Genomic DNA, 21,861 nt, shown 5'->3' with positions numbered 1-21,861 from the left:
CGGTCCGGTGCCCGGCCACGGTCTGCCGGCCGGCCGGGCCCGGGCTCAGCGGCCGCCGAGCAGCTTGTCGAGGCCGGCGGGGAGCTGCACGTCCGCGTCCTCGCCCGAGGACTGGTCGCCGCCGACCCCGAACGCCGAACCCTGCGGGGCGGGCTTCGACGCGCCGCCGCCCAGCGCGCGCTGCATGGCCTCGCGCTCCTGCTGGGCGCGCTTGGCCGGGTTGCCCGACTTGCCCTTGACCTTCTTCTTCGGTGCCTGCTTGCCCCGGGACTTCTTGCCGCCCCCGGGCATGCCCGGCATCCCCGGCATGCCCGGCGCACCGCCCGGCATCCCGGGCATCCCGCCGCCGGAGCCCATCTGGCGCATCATCTTCTGCGCCTGGCCGAAACGGTCCAGCAGCCCGTTGACGGCCGCGGTGGTCTGCCCCGACCCGCGGGCGATGCGCGCGCGGCGCGAGCCGTTGATGATCTTCGGGTTCTCCCGCTCCGCGGGCGTCATCGACTGGATGATCGCCTGGACCCGGTCGACCTCGCGCTCGTCGAACGCCTCGAGCTGCTCGCGCATCTGCGCCATGCCCGGCAGCATGCCGAGCATCTTCTTCATCGACCCCATCTTCTTCATCTGCTGCATCTGCACCAGGAAGTCGGACAGGGTGAAGTCCTCGCCGGTGGCGACCTTGGCCGCCATCTTCTCGGCCTGCTCGGTGTCGAACGCCCGCTCGGCCTGCTCGATGAGGGTGAGCACGTCACCCATGTCGAGGATGCGCGACGCCATCCGGTCCGGGTGGAACACCTCGAAGTCGGTGAGCTTCTCGCCCGTGGACGCGAACATGATCGGCTTGCCGGTCACGGTCGCCACGGACAGCGCGGCACCACCGCGCGCGTCGCCGTCGAGCTTCGACAGCACGACGCCGGTGAAGTCGACGCCCTCGTGGAACGCCTGCGCGGTGGCCACCGCGTCCTGGCCGATCATCGCGTCGATGACGAACAGGACCTCGTCGGGCGTGATCGCGTCGCGGATGTCCGCGGCCTGCTGCATCAGCACCTGGTCGACACCGAGCCGGCCCGCCGTGTCGACGATGACCACGTCGTGCTGCTTGGCCCGCGCCTCCGCCACGCCGTCGCCGGCCACGCCCACCGGGTCGCCGATGACGACGTCCGTCTCCGCCCCCTGGTTGCCGGGGTGGGGGGCGAAGACGGGCACGCCCGCCCGCTCCGCGACGACGGACAGCTGGGTGACGGCGTTCGGGCGCTGCAGGTCGGCCGCGACGAGCAGCGGCGTGTGCCCCTGCTCCTTGAGCGCGAGCGCCAGCTTGCCGGCGAGCGTCGTCTTGCCGGCACCCTGCAGGCCCGCGAGCATGATCACCGTCGGCGGCGTCTTGGCGAGCTGCAGCGGGCGCGTCTGCCCGCCGAGGATCTCCTGCAGCTGCTCGTTGACGATCTTGACGACCTGCTGGGCGGGGTTGAGGGCGCCCGACACCTCTGCGGACAGCGCGCGCTCGCGCACGGCAGCGGTGAACTCGCGCACCACGGGGACGGCGACGTCGGCGTCGAGCAGCGCCCGGCGGATCTCGCGCACGGTCGCGTCGATGTCCGCCTCGGACAGCCTGCCCTTGCCGCGCAGGTTCTTGAACGTCGAGGTGAGCCGGTCCGACAGGGAGTTGAACACCAGGCAGGTCCTTCAGGGTCGTGAGTCCGCAGGGTCGTTGCTGCGGTGACCCAGCCTACCGGCCGCGGACGCGCCCCCGTGCGGTCCGGCGGGCGGGCGGGCCGCCAGCGCGGCGCGTGCCCGGGCCGTGAGGTCGTCGACGAGCCCGGCGCGCCACGCCGTCCACCCGGTCGGGCCCAGCGACGACGCGTCCGCCTCGGTGATCACCCGCAGCGCCTCGAGCAGGTCCGGGCGGTGGTCCACCGCCTCCAGCAGCTCGGCCACCGTCGCCGGGTCCTCGGGGTCCGCCGTCGTGGCCAGTCGCGCCAGGGTGAGGTGGTGGCGCACGAGCAGGCCGACGTCCCGCGCGACGGCGTCCGACGCCCCGGTGCGCCGCACCACCCCCGGCGCGACCCGCGCGCCCTCGACCGAGTGGTCCGCGTCGAGCGCGCCACGGCGCTTCCCGACGTCGTGCAGCAGCGCGCCGAGCAGCACCACCTCGGACGGCGCGGGCGCCACGCCCGCCGCCTGCGCCACCCGGCGGCGCACGCGGGAGGCCCGCGCCACCGTCTCCACGAGGTGCCGGTCCACCGTGTGGCGGTGGATCGCGGCCCGCTGCGGCTTGTTGCGCACCGCCGCCCACTCGGGGAACCAGGACGTCACGACACCGGCGAGGTCGAGCGCCTCCCAGACGGGCACCTGCGCCGGACCGGACCCCAGCAGCGTGAGCAGCGCCGCCCGCGCGGGCGCCGGCCACGGCTCCGGCAGCGGGGGGCACTGCGCGAGCGAGCGGACCGTCACCGGGGACAGCACGAGCCCCGTGCGCGCCGCGGTCGCCGCCGCCAGCGGGGCCAGCAGGGCGTCGGACGCCGGGTCGGCGCCCACCGCCAGGACCAGCTCGCCGTCGTGCTCCACCAGGCCCTCGCCCACCGAGCGCAACCGCGGCGCGGACCGCCGGCCGCGGACCAGCACCGGGCGGCGCACCGGGGGCCGCTGCAGCGCCTGGCGTGCCCGGCGCACCGTCGAGTCGAGCGCGTAGGAGATCTCCCGGCCCGCCTCCGCCAGGCTCGCGAGCAGCTCGTCCGGGTCGTCGTACCCCGTGCGCGCGGCGACGTCGTCGAGGTCCGCGAGCCCGAGCCGCGTCGTGCGCCGGCCCGTGACGACCTGGAGCGTGTCGCGCACGTCCAGCAGGTGCGACTGCGCCCGGTCGACCCGCCCGTGGGGTCGGTCGGTGAGCCAGGTGGCGGCGAGCGCCGTGAGCAGCACGGCGTCGCGCATGCCGCCGCGCGCCTCCTTGAGGTCCGGCTCGATGAGGTACGCCAGCTCCCCGGACCGCTCGGCACGCTCCCGCGCGCTGGCGAGCAGCTCCGGCAGCCGCCGCCGGGACGCCGAGCGCCAGTCCGTCAGGATGGCGGACGCCGCCCGGTGCACCACGACGGCGTCGCCCGCCACGGGGCGCACGTCCAGCCAGCCGACCACGGCGGGCAGGTCGGTGGACGCGAGCCGCCGGGTCTGGCTCAGGGACCGGACCGCGTGATCCAGGTGCACCCCGGAGTCCCACAGGGGGTACCAGAGGGCCTCCGCCACCGCCGCGACCTCCTCGGGGCGGTGGGTGCGGCCGTCGTGCACCAGCACCAGGTCGAGGTCGGAGGCCGGGCCGAGCTCGCCGCGGCCGAGGCTGCCGACCGCGGCGAGCGCGATGCCCGCCGGGTCGACAGCCTCGGTGGCGGCGGCGTACAGGCCCGTCAGGTAGTCCGTGACCAGCTGCTGCAGGGCTGCTCGCCGGGCGACGCCCGACCGGCCGGGGCCGGTCAGGGCGTCGGCCGCGGCGAGCAGCTCGGCCCGCAGCCCCCCGTGCGAGCCGGCGGCACTGCTCATTGCTGTCAGAGCGCCGCGTCGCCGTGCTCGCCGGTGCGCACCCGCACGACGTCGTCCAGCGACGTGGTCCACACCTTCCCGTCGCCGATGCGGCCGGTCTGCGCGGCCTTCACGACGGCCTCGACGACCGTCGGCGCGTCCTCGTCGGACACGAGGACCTCGATGCGCACCTTCGGCACCAGGTCGACCGTGTACTCGGCCCCGCGGTACACCTCGGTGTGGCCCTTCTGCCGGCCGTAGCCGCTGGCCTCGCTGACCGTCATGCCGCGGATGCCCGCGGCCTCGAGCGACGACTTCACGTCGTCCAGCCGGTGGGGCTGGATGACTCCGGTGACGAGCTTCATGCGCGGATCTCCTTTGCGACCGAACCCTGCTGGATCGTCTCGTACGCCGTCTCGCTGTGCACGGCCAGGTCGATGCCGGCCACCTCGGTCTCCTCCGAGACGCGCCAGCCCATGGTCGCCTTGAGGGCGACCGCGATCACGTAGGTGACCACGGCCGAGAAGGCGACGGCCACGGCGGCGATGATCGCCTGGACGGCGAGCTGCGAGACGCCGCCACCGTAGAACAGGCCGGTCTCGGTGGCGAAGAAGCCGATCGCGACGGTGCCCCACAGGCCGGCGACCAGGTGGACGCCGACGACGTCGAGCGAGTCGTCGAAGCCCAGCCGGTACTTCAGCCCGACGGCGAACGCGCAGAGCACACCCGCGATCGCGCCGAGGAAGATGGACCCGAACGGGCTGACCGAGCCGGCGGCCGGCGTGATCGCGACCAGGCCGGCGACGACGCCCGACGCGGCGCCGAGCGAGGTGGCCGAGCCGTCGCGCAGCTTCTCCACCAGGAGCCAGCCGAGCACGGCGGCGGCGGTCGCGACCGTGGTGTTGACCCAGGCCAGACCGGCGAAGCCGTCGGCCGTGAAGGCGGAACCGCCGTTGAAGCCGAACCAGCCGAACCACAGCAGGGCGGCGCCGAGCATGACCAGCGGCAGGTTGTGCGGGCGCATCGGCTCGGTGCCGAAGCCCTTGCGCTTCCCCACGACCAGGGCCAGCACGAGCGCGGCGGCGCCGGCGTTGATGTGCACGACGGTGCCACCGGCGAAGTCGATCGGCGCCGCGATGGAGGCGAACGGCCCGTCACCGGACAGCAGGCCGCCGCCCCAGACCATGTGCGCCATCGGGAAGTACGCGAGGGTGACCCACACCGCCGCGAAGACCATCCAGGTCCCGAACTTCACGCGGTCCGCGATGGCGCCGGAGATCAGCGCGACGGTGATGATCGCGAACGTGGCCTGGAACCCGATGCCGACGATCGCGGGCACCCCGTAGTCGTCCACGAGGAACTCCCCCGCGCCGTCGTAGATCGCACCCGAGAGCGCGAACTGGTCGAACGGGTTGCCCAGGATCCCGCCGACGTCGGCCCCGTAGGACATCGACCAGCCCCACAGCACGTAGACGACGGCCGTCACGGCGAGCGCCCCGAACGACATCATCATCATGTTCAGCACGGACTTGCCGCGCACCATCCCGCCGTAGAACAACGCCAGTCCCGGCGTCATCAGGAGCACAAGTGACGCTGACATCAGCATCCAGGCGGTTGCTCCGGTGTCCAGCTCCATGAGTAGTCCCTCCTCGCCGGCCGGGCGGCCGGGTTCAGGGCACTACCGTGTCGAGGGGGCGTTTCACCGGCGGCATCACCGCGTGACGACCGTGTGACAAACCACCGCCGTGCGTAAACATCGTGTTACCGCGGTCACAGGAGGAGGCTTGGCCCCCACCCTGCGCTGCGTCTTCGTCTCAGCCGAGGAGGCCGTCGACGAACTCCTCCGGGTCGAACGGCGCCAGGTCGTCCGGGCCCTCGCCGAGCCCGACGAGCTTGACCGGGACGCCGAGCTCGCGCTGCACCTGCACGACGATGCCGCCCTTGGCGGTCCCGTCGAGCTTGGTGAGCACGATGCCGGTCACGCCGGCCACCTCGGCGAACACGCGGGCCTGGTTGAGGCCGTTCTGCCCCGTGGTCGCGTCGAGCACGAGCAGCACCTCGGACAGCGGCACGTCCCGCGTGACGACGCGCGTGATCTTGCCCAGCTCGTCCATGAGGCCGGCCTTGTTCTGCAGGCGCCCCGCGGTGTCCACGAGGACGACGTCGGTGTGCTCGGCGCGCCCCCGCTTCACGGCGTCGAACGCGACCGCCGCCGGGTCGGCGCCGTCGCGGTCGGCGCGGACCGTCTCGACGCCCACACGGGCGCCCCAGGTCTGCAGCTGGTCGGCGGCCGCGGCGCGGAACGTGTCGGCGGCGCCGAGCACCACCGTGCGGTGCTCGGCGACGAGCACGCGGGCGAGCTTGCCGACCGTCGTCGTCTTGCCCGTCCCGTTGACGCCCACGACCAGCACGACGGCGGGCAGCCGCTCGCCGTCGTCGCCGGCGGGCCCCGTCGTGGCGAGGCCGCGGTCCATGCCGGGGTCGACGACCTTGAGCAGCTCGGCGCGCAGCAGGTCGCGCACCGTCCCGGGCTCCCGCGTGCCGAGCACGCGCACGCGCGTGCGCAGCGCCTCGATCAGCTCGTCGGTGGGCCCGGCGCCGATGTCGGCCAGCAGCAGCGTCTCCTCGAGCTCGTCCCAGTCGTCCTCGGTGAGGTGGTCGCGCGAGAGCACGGACAGCAGCCGCGCGCCCAGCGGGGAGCCCGAGCGCGCGAGGCGGTCGCGCAGGCGGGCGAGCCGGCCGGCGACCGGCTCGGGCGTCTCCAGCGCGGGGGCCGCCTCCGGGACGGCCTCGGGCTGCCCGGTGGGTGGCGCGGGCGCCGGGGGCGCCGCGGCCTCGTCGAGGGTGTCGTCGCGCGTCTCGCCTCCGGTCGGGGCGGGCGCGGTCGGGAGCGTGCCCGTGCCACGACGCCGTCGGGCGCGGGGAACGAGCAGGGCGGCGCCACCGCCCACGACGACGAGGACGCCGAGCAGGATCCAGAGCCAGAGCAGATCGTTCACGCCGCACAGTCTCCCAGAGCGCACCGTCTCCCGGAGACCGCGCGGCCCCGGTCGCGGCGGACCCCGCGGGGCGGGTGGGCGGACGTGGCCCGGCCGGCGGTGGGCCGGCCGTCAGCCGGTCAGGCCTGCTCGGCGGCGCCGGTCACCGGTGCGCCGGACGCGACGCCGTGCGCCGCGCCGGGATGCGTGCCCTGCGACGCGTCGGCGCCGTCCGCGGGCGAGGCGGCGGACGGGGTGGTCGGCGGAGCGGTCGGCGAGGCGGCCCGGGCGGTCCGCGCGGCGGCCGCCCGCGGGGTCCCGCCGGTGTCGGGGCGGTGCACCGTCGCCACGTGCAGCGTGCTGCGCGCCTGCACGCGCGCCCGGTGCAGGACGTCGGTGAGCTCGTCGGCGTCGACGTACCCGGGCGCCGACTCGATCGTGGCGGCGAAGAACTCGTCCATGTCGGTCTCGACCGGCGCCGGCGCGGGCGTACGGCGGTCACGCCGCCACAGCCCCGAGGCGAAGTCGCGCCAGAACCGGCCGACGCCGCCGCCGTCCGTGGTGCCGTCGCGCCGTTCCATGACGTTCGCGACCAGGAAGACCGCCGCGGCGAGCGCGAGCGACGCGAGTACCCAGACGACGAACGTGATCATGTCGCTATTCTCACAAAGCCTCGGCGGTCTCGCGCATCCGCTGCGAGATGACGGTGGTCACACCGTCGCCGCGCATGGTCACGCCGTACAGGGCGTCGGCGACCTCCATGGTGCGCTTCTGGTGCGTGATGACGATGAGCTGGGAGTCCTCCTGCAGCTCGCGGAAGATCTCCAGGAGCCGGCCGAGGTTCACGTCGTCGAGGGCCGCCTCGACCTCGTCCATGACGTAGAACGGGCTCGGGCGTGCCTTGAAGATCGACACGAGGAACGCGACCGCCGTCAGGGACCGCTCGCCGCCGGACAGCAGCGACAGCCGCTTGACCTTCTTGCCCGCGGGCCGTGCCTCGACCTCGATGCCGGTGGCCAGCAGGTCGTCGGGCTCCGTGAGCACCAGGCGCCCCTCCCCGCCCGGGAAGAGCCGCGCGAACACCCGCTCGAACTGCGCGGCCGTGTCGCTGAACGCCTCCCCGAACACCTGCTGCACCCGGTCGTCGATCTCGGTGACGATCTGCAGCAGGTCCTCGCGCGACGACTTGAGGTCCGCCAGCTGCGCCGTGAGGAACTGGTGCCGCTCCTCCAGGGCGGCGTACTCCTCCAGCGCCAGCGGGTTCACGGTGCCGATGCGCGACAGCGCGCGCTCGGCGGCGGCGAGCCGCTTCTCCTGCTCGGCTCGCACGTACGGCACCAGTTCGGGGTCCGGGTCGTCGTCGCCGGCGTCCGAGTCGCCGTCGCCGGTCCGCGGCACCGGGACGTCGCGGTGCGGGCCGAACTCCTCGACGAGGGCGTCGGGGTCCGTGCCCAGCTCGTCGACCGCGCGGGTGCGCAGCTGCTCCAGCCTCGCCTGCAGCTGGGCCCGCGCCACCTCGTCGCGGTGCGCGACGTCGGTGAGGTCGCGCAGCTCGCCGGCCAGCCGGTCGACCGTGGTGCGGACCTCGTCCAGCTCGGCCTGGCGCTGCGCGCGGGCCTCGTCCGCGGCGGCGCGCTCGGCGGCGGCCCGCTCGACGGACCGCGCGAGGGCGTCGAGGGCGACGGCGGCGTCGGCGCGCACACCGGCGGCGCGCTCGGCCTCGGCCTGGCGCTGCCGCGCGCGGCGGGCGGCCTTCTCGCGGGCCTCTCGCTCCTGGGCGGCCGCCCGGGCCAGGCCCTGCGCTCGCCCCGACACCGCACGGGCGCGCTCCTCGCTGGTGCGCAGCTCCAGGCGTGCCTCGGTCTCGCGCGACCGGGCCGCGGTGGCGGCGGACTGCGCCTCGTCCCGCGCCCCCTGGGCGGCGGTCAGCGCCTCCTCCGACTGCGCCGGCTCCGCCTCGGCGACCTCCAGCCGGCGGGCGAGGTCGGCGAGCTCGGCCGCGTCGGCGGCACGCGCCTCGGCGGCCTGTGCGAGCCGCGTCCGGTGACGCTCCGCCTCGGCGGCCGCGGAGCGCTGCGCGGCGCCCAGGGTGCCGAGCTGCTCCGCGACCGCGGCCAGCGCGGCGTCCGACTCGTGGAGCCGGGCGAGGGTCTCGTCGTGGGCCTGCTGCGCCGAGGTGAGCCGCTCCCGGGCGGCGACGAGCTCGAACCGGCCACGCTCCTGCCGGCCGGTGGCGTCGTCGAGGCCCGCGCGCGCCTCGTCCAGCGCCGAGGTGAGGTGCAGGACGCTCGGCGCCGCGGCCGACCCGCCCCACGCGCGGTGCGCGCCGAGGAGGTCACCGGCCCGCGTCACGGCGGTGACGCCGGGTGCCTGCTGCACGACGGCGCGCGCCTGTGCGAGGTCGTCCACGACCACGACGTCCGCGAGCAGGGTGTGCAGCGCGGCGGCCGCCGGGCCCGCGACGGTCACGACCTCCCGGGCGGGCCGCGCCCCGGCCACCCCGGGCGCGAGGGGCATGCCCGCGTCGCCCGCGGGGGCGTCCGCCCCGCCGACCAGCAGCCCCGCCCGGCCGTCGTCGGCGTCGCGCAGCCGGCGCAGCGCGTCGACGGCCGCGTCCACGTCGCGCACCGCGACGGCGTCCGCGACCGGGCCGAGGGCGGCCGCCACCGCGTCCTCGTAGCCCGCCTCCACGCCCAGCAGGGCGGCCACGGACCCGAGGACGCCCGCGGCCGGCGCGCCGTCGTCCGCCAGCAGGGCGCCCGCGCCGTCCTTGCGGTCCATGCTCAGCTCGAGCGCCTCGACACGCGCGCTCCACGTGGCGCGGTCGCGCTCGGCCTCCGCGACGGCCTCGGTGATCCGCTCGACCTCGTCCCGGGCGTCGGCGACCTCGGCCGCCGCGGCCTCGTGCCGGGCGTCGAGGTCCTCCTCGCCCTCCTCGGCGCCGACGACCTGCACCTCCAGCGCCCGGAACTCGCCCGCGGCCTGCTCCGCCCGCCGCTCGGCCTCCTCGACGGCGGCACGGACCCGCTCCATCTCGGCGTCGGCGGCCTCGATCCGGCTGCGCCGCGCGGCCACCTGCCCGGACAGGCGGGCGAGCCCCTCGCGGCGGTCGGCCGCGCCGCGGTGCAGCGTCGCGAGCTCGCGCTCCGCGGCGTCGGCCGCCAGCTCGGCCTCGGTGCGCGCCTCGACGGCCTCGGCGAGGGCGGCGCGCGCGAGCTCCACCTCCCGCCCGAGCTCGGCCTCCGTGGTGCGGGCGCGCTCCGCCTGCGCCTCGAGCTCGTCGGGATCCTTGCCCTGGGGCTCCGGCTCGGCGGCGCCGAGCAGCCGGACGCGCTCGTCCGCGAGCCGGGACAGCCCCTGCAGGCGCTCGCGCAGCGCGCCGAGCGCGTGGAAGGAGTCGGCGGCGCGGCCGGCCTCCCCCGCCACCTGCGCGGCGGCGACCTCGAGCCGGGCGAGGCGGGCGCGCCCGTCGTCCAGCGCCTCCTGGCTCTCGCGCTGCCGCGTGCGCAGCTGCTCCTCGTCGGCCCGCTCCGCGGCCATCCGCGCCACGGCCTGCGCGAGGTCGTCGGCGAGCAGCCGCGAGCGCGCGTCGCGCAGCTCCACCTGGACGGTGCGGGCCTTGCGAGCCGCGGCGGCCTGGCGGCCGAGGGGGCCGAGCTGGCGGCGCAGCTCCGCGGTGAGGTCGGTGAGCCGCGCGAGGTTGCCCGCCATCGCGTCGAGCTTGCGCAGCGCCTTCTCCTTGCGCTTGCGGTGCTTGAGGACGCCGGCCGCCTCCTCGATGAACCCGCGGCGGTCCTCCGGGGTGGCACGCAGCACCTCGTCGAGCTGGCCCTGCCCCACGACCACGTGCATCTCGCGTCCGATGCCGGAGTCGCTGAGGAGCTCCTGGATGTCCAGGAGGCGGCAGGAGCTGCCGTTGATCGCGTACTCGGATCCGCCGTTGCGGAACAGCGTCCGCGAGATGGTGACCTCGGTGTAGTCGATCGGCAGGGCGCCGTCCGTGTTGTCGATGGTCAGGGCGACCTCCGCACGGCCGAGCGGGGCGCGGCCGGAGGTCCCGGCGAAGATGACGTCCTCCATCTTGCCGCCGCGCAGCGACTTGGCGCCCTGCTCCCCCATCACCCAGGACAGCGCGTCGACGACGTTCGACTTGCCGGATCCGTTGGGCCCGACGACGCACGTGATGCCCGGCTCGAGGCTCAGCGTCGTCGCCGAGGCGAACGACTTGAAGCCGCGCAGCGTGAGCGTCTTGAGGTGCACCCGGCGAGCCTAGCGGCGAACCGCCGGGATCCGGCGGACCTCCGCCGCCCGGCCGAGTGTTGTGAGCGCGATTTCGGGGACATTCCGAGCACGGAAAGTCCCCGAAATCGCGCTCACAACACCGTCAGACGTGGGGGAACCAGAGCCCGATCTCGCGCGCCGCGGACTCCGGGGAGTCCGAGCCGTGCACGAGGTTCTGCTGCACCTTGAGGCCCCAGTCGCGGCCCAGGTCGCCGCGGATGGTCCCGGGCGCCGCCTCCGTGGGGTTCGTGGCACCGGCGAGCGAGCGGAACCCGGTGATCACGCCCTGCCCCTCGGCGACGACGGCCAGCGTCGGGCCGGAGAGCATGAACTCGACCAGGGGGCCGTAGAACGGCTTGCCCTCGTGCTCGGCGTAGTGGGCGGCGAGCAGCTCGGGGGTGGCCTGCTTGAGCTCGGCGGCCACGAGCGTGTAGCCCTTCGCCTCGATGCGGCGCAGCACCTCGCCGGACAGCCCGCGGCGGACGCCGTCGGGCTTGACCAGGACGAGGGTGCGCTCGATCGCGGGCGCGGCGGTGTCGGTGGTTGCGGCGTCGGTCATGGCCCGCAGCCTAGACGGCGGCCCCCGCTCCGGCCGAACCGGCGGCGCCGCTCAGGCGTCGGTGTTGGGGGCCGTCTCGGGGTGGGCCGCGTCGTAGGCCGCGCGCTCGGCGTCGACCCTGCCCCCGATCTTGATCGACGCCACCCACATCGCGACGAAGATCGCGCCGACGATGAACATCATCGGCAGGAGCAGGCCCATCGCGAGCACCGGGACCTGCACGGCCGTGCCCACCACGTAGCCCGCCTCGGAGCCGACCATGCGCGACAGCACGAGCAGCACCACGAACAGCACGCCCGTGACGACCCACATGGCCGCGGTCGAGTCGAGCACGAGCGGCCCCCGCTCGTAGCTGGAGTTCCGCAGCCCGTGCAGCGCGAAGGCGGCGAACAGCACCACGAAGGCCTCGAGCTGCAGCGTCAGCGTGGCGAACTGCACCTTCGCGGACTTGCGGGGGCTGATGGTGTCCCCCGGACGGGGACGGTCGTCCTTGCTCACCGCTCCACGATATCCGGGGTGCCGGGGTCGTCGGTACGGGGACCGACCGCGACGGGCTCGGCGTCGTCCGCCTCCCCGTCGGGAGCGGCGTCCGGCCCCGCGCCCGATGCGGAGCCCGGTGCTGCCCCGCCCGCCTTGGCCGGGTCGGCGACGGCCTCGCCCCGCGCGACCATGCCGGCGACGTCCGAGAGCTTGATGACCGGCAGGAAGACCGCGAGCACCAGTCCGACGGCCACGAGCGGCACCAGGTACCAGAACGAGGGCGCCAGGGAGTCGGCGTAGGCGTCGATGACGCCCGACCTGAACGGCTCGGGCAGCTGCTGCACGGCCGCCGGGGTCAGGCTGGACTCGCCCGCGCCCTCCGCTCCGCCGGGGACGCCCGCGAAGACCTCGGTGAGGTTGTCGGTGAGGCGCGTGGTGAAGATCGTCGTGAACAGGGCCGAGCCCACGGCCGCGCCGATCTCGCGGAAGAAGTTGTTCGCACTCGTCGCGGTGCCGAGCTCGTGCGGGTCCACCGCGTTCTGCACGGCGAGGACGACGGTCTGCATGACGAGGCCCATGCCGGCGCCGAGCGTGAAGATCATCGCGCCGAACAGCCACATCGACATGTCGCCCGACAGCGTGGTCAGCCACACCATCGCGAGCCCGACGACCACCAGCCCGGCCACCGGGAACATCTTGTAGCGCCCCGTCTTCGAGATCGCGATGCCCGAGACGATGGACGTGAGCATCATGCCGGCCATCATCGGGAGCATCAGCCAGCCCGACTCGGTGACGCCCGCGCCCGTGGACATCTGCAGGAACGTCGGGATCATCGCCATCGCCGAGAACATGCCCATGCCGAGCACGAGGCCGATGAGCGTCGTGATGGTGAAGGTGCGGTTGCGGAACAGCCGCAGCGGGATGAGCGGCTCGGCCGCGCGCGTCTCGACCAGGATGAACGTCGCGACGGCGGCGAGCGTCAGGACGGCGAGCCCGGACAGGCGCCAGTCGGTCCAGTCGTAGCCGGCGGAGGACAGCGACTCCCAGCTCGTGAGCAGCACGATGCCGGTGGTCGCGAGGGCCATGGACACGATGCCGGCCCAGTCGACCGGGCGGGACGAGCGGTGCGAAGGGAGCCGCAGCGCGAACCAGGCGATCGCGAACGCGGCGATGCCGATCGGGATGTTGAGCCAGAACGCCCAGCGCCACCCCGGGCCCTCCGTGAGCCAGCCGCCCAGGAGGGGGCCCAGGACGGCGGAGATGCCGAAGAGCGCGCCGAGGGGGCCCATGTACTTGCCGCGCTCGGACGCCGGCACGACGTCGGCGATGATCGACTGCGACAGGATCATCAGCCCGCCGCCGCCCAGGCCCTGCACGGCCCGCCACAGCACCAGCGCGAGCATCGAGTCGGCGAGGCCGGCCCCGGCGGACGCCACCGTGAACAGGCCGATGGCGACGAGGAACGGCCAGCGCCGCCCGTACAGGTCGCCGAACTTGCCGTACAGGGGCATGCCGATGGCGACGGCCAGGATGTAGGCCGTGATGACCCAGCCCTGGTGCTCGACGCCGTGGAGCTCGCCGACGATCGTCGGCATCGCCGTGCCGACGATCGTCTGGTCGAGGGACGACAGGAACATGGACGCCATCAGGGCGCCGAAGATCAGCCAGACGGTGCGCTGCGTCAGGACGACGAGCGGCTTGTCCGGCGCCGCGGGGGCAGCGTGACTCATGGGGGACCTCGTTCCGGCGCGCGGGGGGCGCCACGACGTGCGGGTGTGCGGGGGGAGGTGAGTGGTGTCGGGGGGTCAGCGGCTGAGGATCGCGGTGAGCTGCTCGGCGACCCGGGCCACGTGGTCGCCGACCTCGCCCTGGTGGCCGGAGCGACCCCAGTCGTCCATGGCGGCCCGCGTGAGCACGAACACGACCATGGCGCACATCTCGGGGTCGGCCGGCAGCGGCGACGCCTGGTGCCGGCGTTCGAACAGGGCGACGATCTGCGTCTTGTGCCGCTCGAACCACGCGAAGTGCCGGCCCAGGAGGCGGGGTTCGAGCTGGAGGATCTCGAGCACCGTCTCCGCGTGGTCCTGGCCCGGGCCGGCGAAGGCGTCGAGCAGCGCACGGGCGAGCACCTGGACGTCGTCCACGAGCTGCCCGGCGGGCCCTCCTGCCGCGAACGCCTCGCGCACCTCGGCGCTCAGCTCGAAGGAGCCCTGGCCGAGCACGGCGTCGTCCTTCGTCTCGAAGTAGTTGAAGAACGTCCGCGGCGAGATCTGCGCCGCCTCGGCGATGGCCTCCACCGTCACGGCGTCGAGGCCGCGGTCGAGGACGAGGCGCTGCGCGGCCTCGACGATCGCGTCGGCCCGCGCGCGCTTCTTGCGCTCGCGCAGGCCGCCGTCGGCAGTCGGTCCGGTCGGGGTCATGACCCCATTCTGCACCCGCTGCAACTTTGCAGACCATGCAATTTTAGGTGACGCCGCTCACACGGCGCGCGCTCACGCCTCCCCGAAGCCCCCCTCGACGAGTCCTGCCAGCGTGGCGACGGCGTCGTTCGCCCGCTCGCCCCGCGCGGAGATCTCCAGGATCGTGCCCGCCGTGCTGCCGAGCGCCATCAGCTGCAGGACGCTCGTCGCGTCCACGCCCTGGACCCGCACCGGGATGCCGAACGACGCGGCCGCCTTGGCGACCAGGGCGGCGGGCCGGGCGTGCAAGCCGAGCGGGTTGCGCACCTCGACCCGCGCGACCACCACGTCGTCGCCCCGCAGCGGCTCGGCGGCGCCCACCGTCTCGCCCTCGACACGGGTGCCCGCCGGGCCCTCGGACTCCTCGCGCTCGGTCTCCACCGGCTCCACCACCGGGCGGGGGCCGATCGAGTCCGCCGCGCCCTGCGCCGCGTCCAGCACGGTGCGCAGGTCGGCACCCTGCTGAGCGGTGGTCGCCGCCGCCACCGCCCCCTCGACGAACGGCGCCGACGCGAGGCGCACCCGCGGCCCCAGCTCGTCGTCCAGCTCGAGCGCCGACTCGACCGTCAGCACGGCCGACCCGAGGTCGGCCAGCACCACGACGCCCGTCACCCCGGCGGCGTCCTCGCCGTCGAGCAGGGCCGTCAGCGCGTCCGTCACCCGGTCCAGCGAGGTGCCCAGCCCACCGTCGACATCACCGGCCGCGCACACGACGGCGACCTCGGGCGCCATCTCGCGGGCCAGCTCCGCCGCGCCCTCGGCCAGGCGCACGGAGTGCGAGACGAGCAGCAGGCCGACGTGCCTCACCGTGGAGCCTCCTCCCCGGCGCCGTCCGCGGCCGGGTCGAGCGCCGCGTCCCGGGCCGCCGCGAGGATCAGCGCCGTCGACCGGGCCCCGGGGTCCTCGTGGCCGGCGCTGCGCTCCCCCAGGTACGAGGCCCGGCCCTTCGTCGCCACCATGGGGATCGTGGCGCGCGAGCCGGCGTCGGCGGCGTCGGCCGCCGCCGCGAGCACCTCGGCGGGCTCCGCGCCCCCGTCCGCCGCCGCGGTCGCCGCCTCGACCGCCGGGGTCAGGGCGTCCACCATCGTCTTCTCCCCCGGCTCGGCCTTCCCGCGGGATGTCACGCCCTCCAGCGCCGCCTCGAGGAGCACGACCACGCCGGCCCGGTCGACGTCGGTGCGCGCGGACCGCTTCGCGGCCCGCAGGAACGCGGTCCCGTACAGCGGGCCGGCGGCACCGCCGACCTTGGACATCAGCGTCGTGGCGACGAGCTTGAGCACGTCCCCGACCTCCGTGCGCTCCGGGGCGCCGGGCTCGTCCAGCTTCGCGATCACGGCGCGGAACCCGCGGTCCATGTTCTCCCCGTGGTCCCCGTCGCCGATCTGCCGGTCGAGCTCCGTCAGCTCGTCCTTCGCCCGCGCGACAGACTCCGCCGTCCGCCGCACCCAGCGCTCCGCCCACTCGACGTCGAGAACCATCCGCGCGTGCCTCCCTCGCTCACGGACCCCGTCGTGGGGCCCTCACCACCGCAGCGCCGCGGTGTGCACCGGCGCGTCCCACAGCCGCTCCAGCTCGTCGTCCAGCCGCAGCACCGTCAGGGACACGCCCTGCATCTCCAGCGACGTCACATAGTTGCCCACGAGCGACCGGGAGACCGTCACACCGCGTTCCTCCAGGAGCCCGCGCGCTCGACCATAGACGACATAGAGCTCCGAGAGGGGCGTGCCGCCCATCCCGTTGACGAGCAGCAGCACCCGTTCGCCCGTCTGCAGGCGCAGGTCGTCCGCCACCGGGTCGAGCAGGCGGCGCGTGATCTCGCCGGCCGGCGCGACCGGGACGCGGTGCCGGCCGGGCTCGCCGTGGATCCCGATGCCGATCTCGATCTCGTCGTCGCCGAGGTCGAAGCTGGGCTTGCCGACGTGCGGCACCGTGCAGGCGGTGAGCGCCACGCCCATCGACCGCACGTTCGCGACCACCCGGTTCGCCACCGCGGTGACCGCCGACAGGTCGTCGCCGCGGGCCGCGGCCGCGCCGGCGATCTTCTCCACGCAGACCGTTCCCGCCACGCCGCGCCGGCCGGCGGTGTACAGCGAGTCCTCGACGGCGACGTCGTCGTTGACCAGGACGGACGCCACCTCGACGCCCTCGGCCTCGGCGAGCTCGACCGCGGTCTCGAAGTTCAGGACGTCGCCGGTGTAGTTCTTGACGATCGCGAGCACCCCGGCGCCGGCGTCCGCCGCCTGGACGGCGGGCAGGATCTGGTCGGGTGTGGGCGACGTGAACACGGCTCCGGGGACGGCGGCGTCGAGCATGCCGTCGCCCACGAACCCGGCGTGCAGGGGCTCGTGGCCGGAGCCCCCGCCGCTGACGAGGCCCACCTTGCCCGCCACCCTGCCCCCGGCGCGCGTGACGTACGGGGGGTCGGTGTGGACCGTGACGACGTCGGCGTGCGCCAGGCCGAACCCGGCCAGCGAGTCGACGACGGCGTTCGCGGGGTCGTCTAGCAGCTTCTTCATGACGTGCCTCCTCCTGTCCGTGGCCCCCCCCGAGGGATGCCGGCCGCGCGGCCACGACCGAGACGTGGCCGGCACGGACCGGCTGCCACCATCCAACACCCGCAGGCCACGTCCCGCAGCGCCGCGGCGGGTGATCCCTGCCCGGCGGACCGCTGGAAGCCCGCGGACGTCAGCCGCGGCCGAGGAGCACCCGGGTGTCCGCCACGGTGATCACGGAGCCCGTCACGACGACGCCCCGCCCGGTGCCCACGCCCACCCGGTCGTCGCGCTCGGCGAGGTCCGTGGCGACCTGGATCGCCTCGTCGAGCCGCTCCACGACCTGCACGCGGTCCTCGCCGAAGATCTCGCGCGCCACCTCGGCCACGTCCTCGGGGTCGGCGGAGCGGTCCGAGGAGTTGCGGGTCAGCACCACGTGCGCCAGCGCGGGCTCGAGGACGGCCAGCAGCCCCTCGACGTCCTTGTCCGCCATGACGCCGACGACGCCCACGAGGGTGCGCAGGTCGAACGCCTCCTCGAGGGCGTCGACGAGGGCCTGGGCCCCGTGCGGGTTGTGCGCGGCGTCCACGAGGACGGTCGGGCTGGAGCGTACGAGCTCCAGCCGGCCGGGCACCGCGACGTCCGCGAATGCCGTCTCCACGACGCCGCCGTCCAGCGCGCGCCCGCCCATGAGCTGCTCGGTGGCGACGAGCGCGAGGAGCGCGTTGTGCGCCTGGTGCTCGCCGTGCAGCGGCACGAACACCTCGGTGTAGAGGCCGGCGGGGGTGCGCAGGTCGAGGAGCTGGCCGCCGACGGCGACGCGGCGTCCGGCGACGTCCAGGTCGATCTCCTCGCGCAGCAGGTGCGCGGAGACGGCGGCGGCCCGCTCGCGCAGGATCTCGTCCACCACGGGGTTCTGTACGGCCGAGACGGCGGTCGCACGCTCCTTGATGATCCCGGCCTTGGTCTCGGCGATCTCGGCGAGGGTCGAGCCCAGCCACCGCTCGTGGTCGATCCCCACCGGCGTGATCACGGCGACCTCGCCGTCGACGACGTTGGTGGAGTCCCACTCGCCGCCCATGCCGACCTCGATCACGGCGACGTCGACGGGGGCGTCCGCGAAGGCGGCGATCGCCATGACCGTGAGCACCTCGAAGAAGCTCAGCCGGGGCCCGCCGGCCTCCTGCGACTCCCGGTCGGCGACACCGACGTACGGCGCGACGTCCTGGAAGACCTCGACGAACCGGGCCGGGCTCAGCGGCTCGCCGTCGACCTGGATGCGCTCGGTGATGCTGGTCAGGTGCGGCGAGGTGAACAGGCCGGTGCGCAGGCCGTGCTCCCGCACCAGCCGCTCCGTCATCCGTGCGGTCGACGACTTGCCGTTCGTGCCGGTGAGGTGGATCGACCGGAACGCGTGCTGGGGGTCGCCGAGCAGCTCCAGCACCCGCTGCACGCGGGCGAGGGTGGGGTCGATGTCGTGCTCGGGCGCGCGCGAGACGATCTCGTCGTAGATCTCCCGCAGCGACTCCGCCGCGGCGGCGTCCTCGGCGGCAGCGCGGGCCGCCTTGCGCTCGGCGGCACGTGCCGCACGGTCGGCGGACGAGGGCTTCTTGTCAGGCTGGGCGCTCACGCCCCGAGGTTACGTGACCCACGGCCGCGGGCGTCTCCGTTCGTCAGGATTCACGGCCGGATTCCTGACGAACGGAGACGTCCGTCACGTCACCGCCGGGCCACCCGCACGGTGCGCTCGCCGTCGGCGGCCGCGACCGTGACCGACTCCGCGAGCGTCTCGCGGGCGATGAGCTCGCGGTGCGCCTCGACGGCGGCCACGTGCTCGGCCGGGACGTCGAGCTCGAGGTCGATGCGGTCGCTCACCTCGAGGCCGGCGGCCTTGCGGGCGTCCTGCACGTCGCGGACCACGTCGCGGGCGTACCCCTCGGCACGCAGGGCGTCGTCGAGCGCGAGGTCGAGGACGACGAACCCGCCGCCGGGCAGCACGGACGCGGCGACGTTCTCGCCGGCCTCGTCGCCCACCACCGTGGTCAGCTCGTACTCGGGCTCGAGCAGCGCGACGTCGCCGTCGCCGGTGGCCACGACCACGGCGCCGTCGTCGTCCCGCCGCCAGGCGCCCGCCTTCGCGGCCTTGATGACGGCCTGCACGCCGCGGCCCAGCCGCGGGCCGGCGGCGCGGGCGTTGACGGCCAGGCGCTCGGTGATGCCGAACCGCGCGGAGGCGTCGGCGTCCGCCTCGACCAGGTCCACCGCCTTGACGTTGAGCTCCGAGGTCAGCAGTCCGACGTAGTCGGCGAGCGCCGCCGGGTCACCCGCGGCGACGGTGAGCCGGGCGAGCGGCTGGCGCACCCGCAGCTGGTTCGCCTTGCGCAGCGCGAGCGCGCTGGACACGACGGCGCGCACCTCGTCCATGGCCGCGACCAGCGCGTCGTCGCGCACGAGCGTCGGCTCCACGACCCCGTCCGCTCCGCCCGACGCAGCGGGCCAGTCGGTCAGGTGCACGGACCGCCCGCCGGTGAGCCCGCGCCAGACCTCCTCCGTGAGCAGGGGCGCGAGCGGGGCCATCACCCGGGTCAGGGTCTCGAGCGCCGTGTACAGGGTGTCGAACGCGTCGGCGTCCTCGCCCCAGAAGCGGTCCCGCTGGGTGCGCACGTACCAGTTGGTGAGGACGTCGAGGTGCTCGCGCACCGACTCGCAGGCCCCCGCGATGTCGTACGCGTCGAGCTGGTCGGTGACCGACGCGACGAGGTCGTGCGTGCGCGCCAGCAGGTAGCGGTCCAGGGCGGGCAGGCCTGGGACCCGCTCGGCCGTGACCGGCCTCGCGGTGTACCCGGCGCCGTCCGCCGCGCTGTTCGCGTACAGGGTGAAGAAGTAGTACGTGCTCCACAGCGGCAGGAGCACCTGGCGCACGGCGTCGCGGATGCCCTCCTCCGTGACGACGAGGTTGCCGCCGCGCAGGATCGGGCTGGCCATGAGGAACCAGCGCATCGCGTCCGAGCCGTCGCGGTCGAAGACCTCGGAGACGTCCGGGTAGTTGCGCAGCGACTTGCTCATCTTGCGGCCGTCGGAGCCCAGCACGATGCCGTGCGAGACGGCGGTGCGGAACGCCGGGCGGTCGAACAGGGCGGTGGCGAGCACGTGCAGCGTGTAGAACCAGCCGCGGGTCTGGCCGATGTACTCGACGATGAAGTCGCCCGGGTAGTGGTTCTCGAACCAGTCCGCGTTCTCGAACGGGTAGTGCACCTGGGCGTACGGCATGGAGCCGGAGTCGACCCACACGTCCATGACGTCCTCGACGCGGCGCATCGTGGAGCGGCCCGTCGGGTCGTCGGGGTTCGGGCGCGTGAGGTCGTCGACGAACGGGCGGTGCAGGTCGGGCTCGCCGTCGGCGTTCTTCGGCAGGCGCCCGAAGTCGCGCTCGATCTCGGCGAAGGAGCCGTAGACGTCGATCCGGGGGTAGGCGGGGTCGTCGGACTTCCATACCGGCACCGGGGAGCCCCAGAAGCGGTTGCGGGTGATGGACCAGTCGCGGGCGTTCTCCAGCCACTTGCCGAACTGGCCGTCCTTGATGTGCTCGGGCGTCCAGGAGATCGCCTGGTTGAGCTCGACCATCCGCTCCTTGAACTTGGTGACCTCGACGAACCAGGAGGACACGCCCATGTACATGAGCGGCTGGCGGCAGCGCCAGCAGTGCGGGTAGGAGTGCGCGTACGACTCGCGGCGCAGCAGCACGGTGCCCGCGGTGACCGAGCCGGCGTCCGCCTCGCCGCGGGTGCGCGCCTTGAGGTGGTCGATGATCGGTAGGTTGGCGTCGAAGACCTGCAGGCCGGCGTACTCGTCGACCGGATGGGTGAACGTGCCGTCGGCCCGCACCGGCATGACGGAGGCGACGCCCTCCCGGTCGCAGACGACCTTGTCGTCCTCGCCGAACGCGCCGGCGGAGTGCACCAGGCCGGTGCCGTCCGTGGTCGTGACGAAGTCGGCCTCGACCACGCGGTGCGCCCGCTCACGGCCCTCGTAGTACGCGAACGGCGGACGGTAGGAGACCTGCAGCAGGTCGCGGCCCGTCAGGCGCCCGACGACGCGCGGGGCGTCGGCGCCCTCGTCGGTCAGCTCGCGGGCGTAGGACTCCAGGCGGGCCTCGGCGAGCACGTACCGCTGCGGGGTGCCGGTGGACGACGCCTCCACGACGACGTAGTCGATGTCCTCACCGACCATGACGAGCAGGTTGGAGGGCAGCGTCCAGGGCGTCGTCGTCCACACGAGCAGCTTGTCGCCGGGGCGCACGGCGCCGTCCGGGGCCGGCGTCGTCAGGACGTCGAAGCCGACGGTGACGGCCGGGTCCTGGCGCTGCTGGTAGACATCGTCGTCCATGCGCAGCTCGTGGTTGGACAGCGGCGTCTGGTCGTTCCAGCAGTACGGCAGGACGCGGAAGTCCTCGTACACCAGCCCCTTGTCGTAGAGCTCCTTGAAGCCCCAGATGACCGATTCCATGTAGGTCGGGTTGAGGGTCTTGTAGTCGTGGTCGAAGTCGACCCAGCGCGCCTGGCGGGTGACGTAGTCGCGCCACTCGGACGTGTACTTCAGGACGGAGCGGCGGCACGCGGCGTTGAACGTCTCGATGCCGAGCTCGAGGATCTCGTCCTTGGTCTTGATGCCGAGCTGGCTCATGGCCTCGAGCTCGGCGGGCAGCCCGTGGGTGTCCCAGCCGAAGCGGCGCTCCACCCGCCGGCCGCGCATGGTCTGGTAGCGCGGCACGACGTCCTTGGCGTAGCCGGTGAGCAGGTGGCCGTAGTGGGGCAGCCCGTTGGCGAAGGGCGGGCCGTCGTAGAAGACGAACTCGTTGCTGCCGTTGTCCCCCGCCGGGTTCTTCTCGACCGAGGCCCGGAACGTGTCGTCGGCGGCCCAGAAGTCCAGGATCTCGCGCTCGACGGCCGGGAGGTCGGGCGAGGCCGGGACGCCGGCGATGCCGAAGGCGGCGCCCTGCTGGGGCTGGTCGGGCGAGCGGTGCTGCGGGTAGGCCATGGGCGGGCTCCTGGGCGGTGGTACGGGTCGACGTCGCTGCTGCCGTGCGAGGACGACGCCCGCCCCGAAGG

Annotated in this window: 16 protein-coding genes; all 16 read right to left on the bottom strand. The window is 74.4% G+C overall.

Features of this window, described 5'->3' with window-relative positions:
* Window positions 1–45 precede the first annotated feature (45 nt).
* Window positions 46–1,668, bottom strand: a complete 1,623-nt coding sequence (ffh, locus tag EYB28_RS08645; RefSeq protein WP_166846674.1) for a signal recognition particle protein — start codon at window positions 1,666–1,668, stop codon at window positions 46–48.
* Window positions 1,669–1,680: 12 nt separating this feature from the next.
* Window positions 1,681–3,525, bottom strand: coding sequence for an HD domain-containing protein (locus EYB28_RS08640; RefSeq protein ID WP_166846672.1), 1,845 nt, complete (start codon window positions 3,523–3,525; stop codon window positions 1,681–1,683).
* Between the two features lie 5 nt (window positions 3,526–3,530).
* A complete protein-coding gene (locus tag EYB28_RS08635; RefSeq protein ID WP_166846669.1) occupies window positions 3,531–3,869 on the bottom strand; it encodes a P-II family nitrogen regulator in 339 nt (112 codons plus the stop codon).
* Window positions 3,866–5,140 (bottom strand): ammonium transporter, encoded by a 1,275-nt coding sequence (locus tag EYB28_RS08630; RefSeq protein ID WP_166846666.1) that lies wholly within the window; start codon window positions 5,138–5,140, stop codon window positions 3,866–3,868. Before EYB28_RS08630 ends, EYB28_RS08635 begins: the two co-directional genes overlap by 4 nt.
* Before the next feature lie 178 nt (window positions 5,141–5,318).
* Window positions 5,319–6,503 carry a signal recognition particle-docking protein FtsY gene (ftsY, locus tag EYB28_RS08625; protein WP_166846663.1) on the bottom strand — a complete coding sequence of 395 codons (1,185 nt, stop codon included), beginning with the start codon at window positions 6,501–6,503 and terminating at the stop codon, window positions 5,319–5,321.
* 119 nt (window positions 6,504–6,622) lie between these two features.
* Entirely contained in the window at window positions 6,623–7,135 is a 513-nt protein-coding gene (locus EYB28_RS08620) for a hypothetical protein (RefSeq protein WP_166846661.1), read from the bottom strand.
* A gap of 10 nt (window positions 7,136–7,145) precedes the next feature.
* Window positions 7,146–10,742 carry a chromosome segregation protein SMC gene (smc, locus tag EYB28_RS08615; protein WP_166846659.1) on the bottom strand — a complete coding sequence of 1,199 codons (3,597 nt, stop codon included), beginning with the start codon at window positions 10,740–10,742 and terminating at the stop codon, window positions 7,146–7,148.
* A 124-nt stretch (window positions 10,743–10,866) separates the two neighbouring features.
* A complete protein-coding gene (ndk, locus tag EYB28_RS08610; protein WP_166846657.1) occupies window positions 10,867–11,322 on the bottom strand; it encodes a nucleoside-diphosphate kinase in 456 nt (151 codons plus the stop codon).
* A 51-nt stretch (window positions 11,323–11,373) separates the two neighbouring features.
* A complete protein-coding gene (locus EYB28_RS08605; RefSeq protein WP_166846655.1) occupies window positions 11,374–11,820 on the bottom strand; it encodes a DUF4233 domain-containing protein in 447 nt (148 codons plus the stop codon).
* Window positions 11,817–13,532 (bottom strand): MDR family MFS transporter, encoded by a 1,716-nt coding sequence (locus EYB28_RS08600; protein ID WP_166846653.1) that lies wholly within the window; start codon window positions 13,530–13,532, stop codon window positions 11,817–11,819. The genes EYB28_RS08605 and EYB28_RS08600 overlap by 4 nt, the downstream gene beginning before the upstream one ends.
* Window positions 13,533–13,607: 75 nt before the next feature.
* Window positions 13,608–14,222, bottom strand: a complete 615-nt coding sequence (locus tag EYB28_RS08595) for a TetR/AcrR family transcriptional regulator (protein WP_166846651.1) — start codon at window positions 14,220–14,222, stop codon at window positions 13,608–13,610.
* A gap of 72 nt (window positions 14,223–14,294) precedes the next feature.
* The gene (gene dhaM / locus EYB28_RS08590; protein WP_240930451.1) at window positions 14,295–15,068 is read right to left on the bottom strand and encodes a dihydroxyacetone kinase phosphoryl donor subunit DhaM; all 774 of its coding nucleotides are present in this window, start codon (window positions 15,066–15,068) and stop codon (window positions 14,295–14,297) included.
* Window positions 15,065–15,739, bottom strand: a complete 675-nt coding sequence (gene dhaL / locus EYB28_RS08585) for a dihydroxyacetone kinase subunit DhaL (protein ID WP_166846650.1) — start codon at window positions 15,737–15,739, stop codon at window positions 15,065–15,067. Before dhaL ends, dhaM begins: the two co-directional genes overlap by 4 nt.
* Window positions 15,740–15,781: 42 nt before the next feature.
* Complete coding sequence (dhaK, locus tag EYB28_RS08580) at window positions 15,782–16,777, bottom strand: dihydroxyacetone kinase subunit DhaK (protein ID WP_166846648.1); 996 nt, start codon at window positions 16,775–16,777, stop codon at window positions 15,782–15,784.
* Window positions 16,778–16,946: 169 nt separating this feature from the next.
* Window positions 16,947–18,383, bottom strand: a complete 1,437-nt coding sequence (locus EYB28_RS08575) for a folylpolyglutamate synthase/dihydrofolate synthase family protein (RefSeq protein ID WP_370459456.1) — start codon at window positions 18,381–18,383, stop codon at window positions 16,947–16,949.
* 89 nt (window positions 18,384–18,472) lie between these two features.
* Window positions 18,473–21,790, bottom strand: a complete 3,318-nt coding sequence (gene ileS / locus EYB28_RS08570) for an isoleucine--tRNA ligase (RefSeq protein ID WP_166846645.1) — start codon at window positions 21,788–21,790, stop codon at window positions 18,473–18,475.
* Window positions 21,791–21,861 lie beyond the last annotated feature (71 nt).

Origin of the sequence: Isoptericola sp. BMS4 (genome assembly GCF_011634835.1) — a bacterium.
Lineage (GTDB): Bacteria > Actinomycetota > Actinomycetes > Actinomycetales > Cellulomonadaceae > Isoptericola.
The sequence above is the reverse complement of the archived record's forward strand: the minus strand, read 5'-3'. Positions and strand labels throughout refer to the sequence as shown.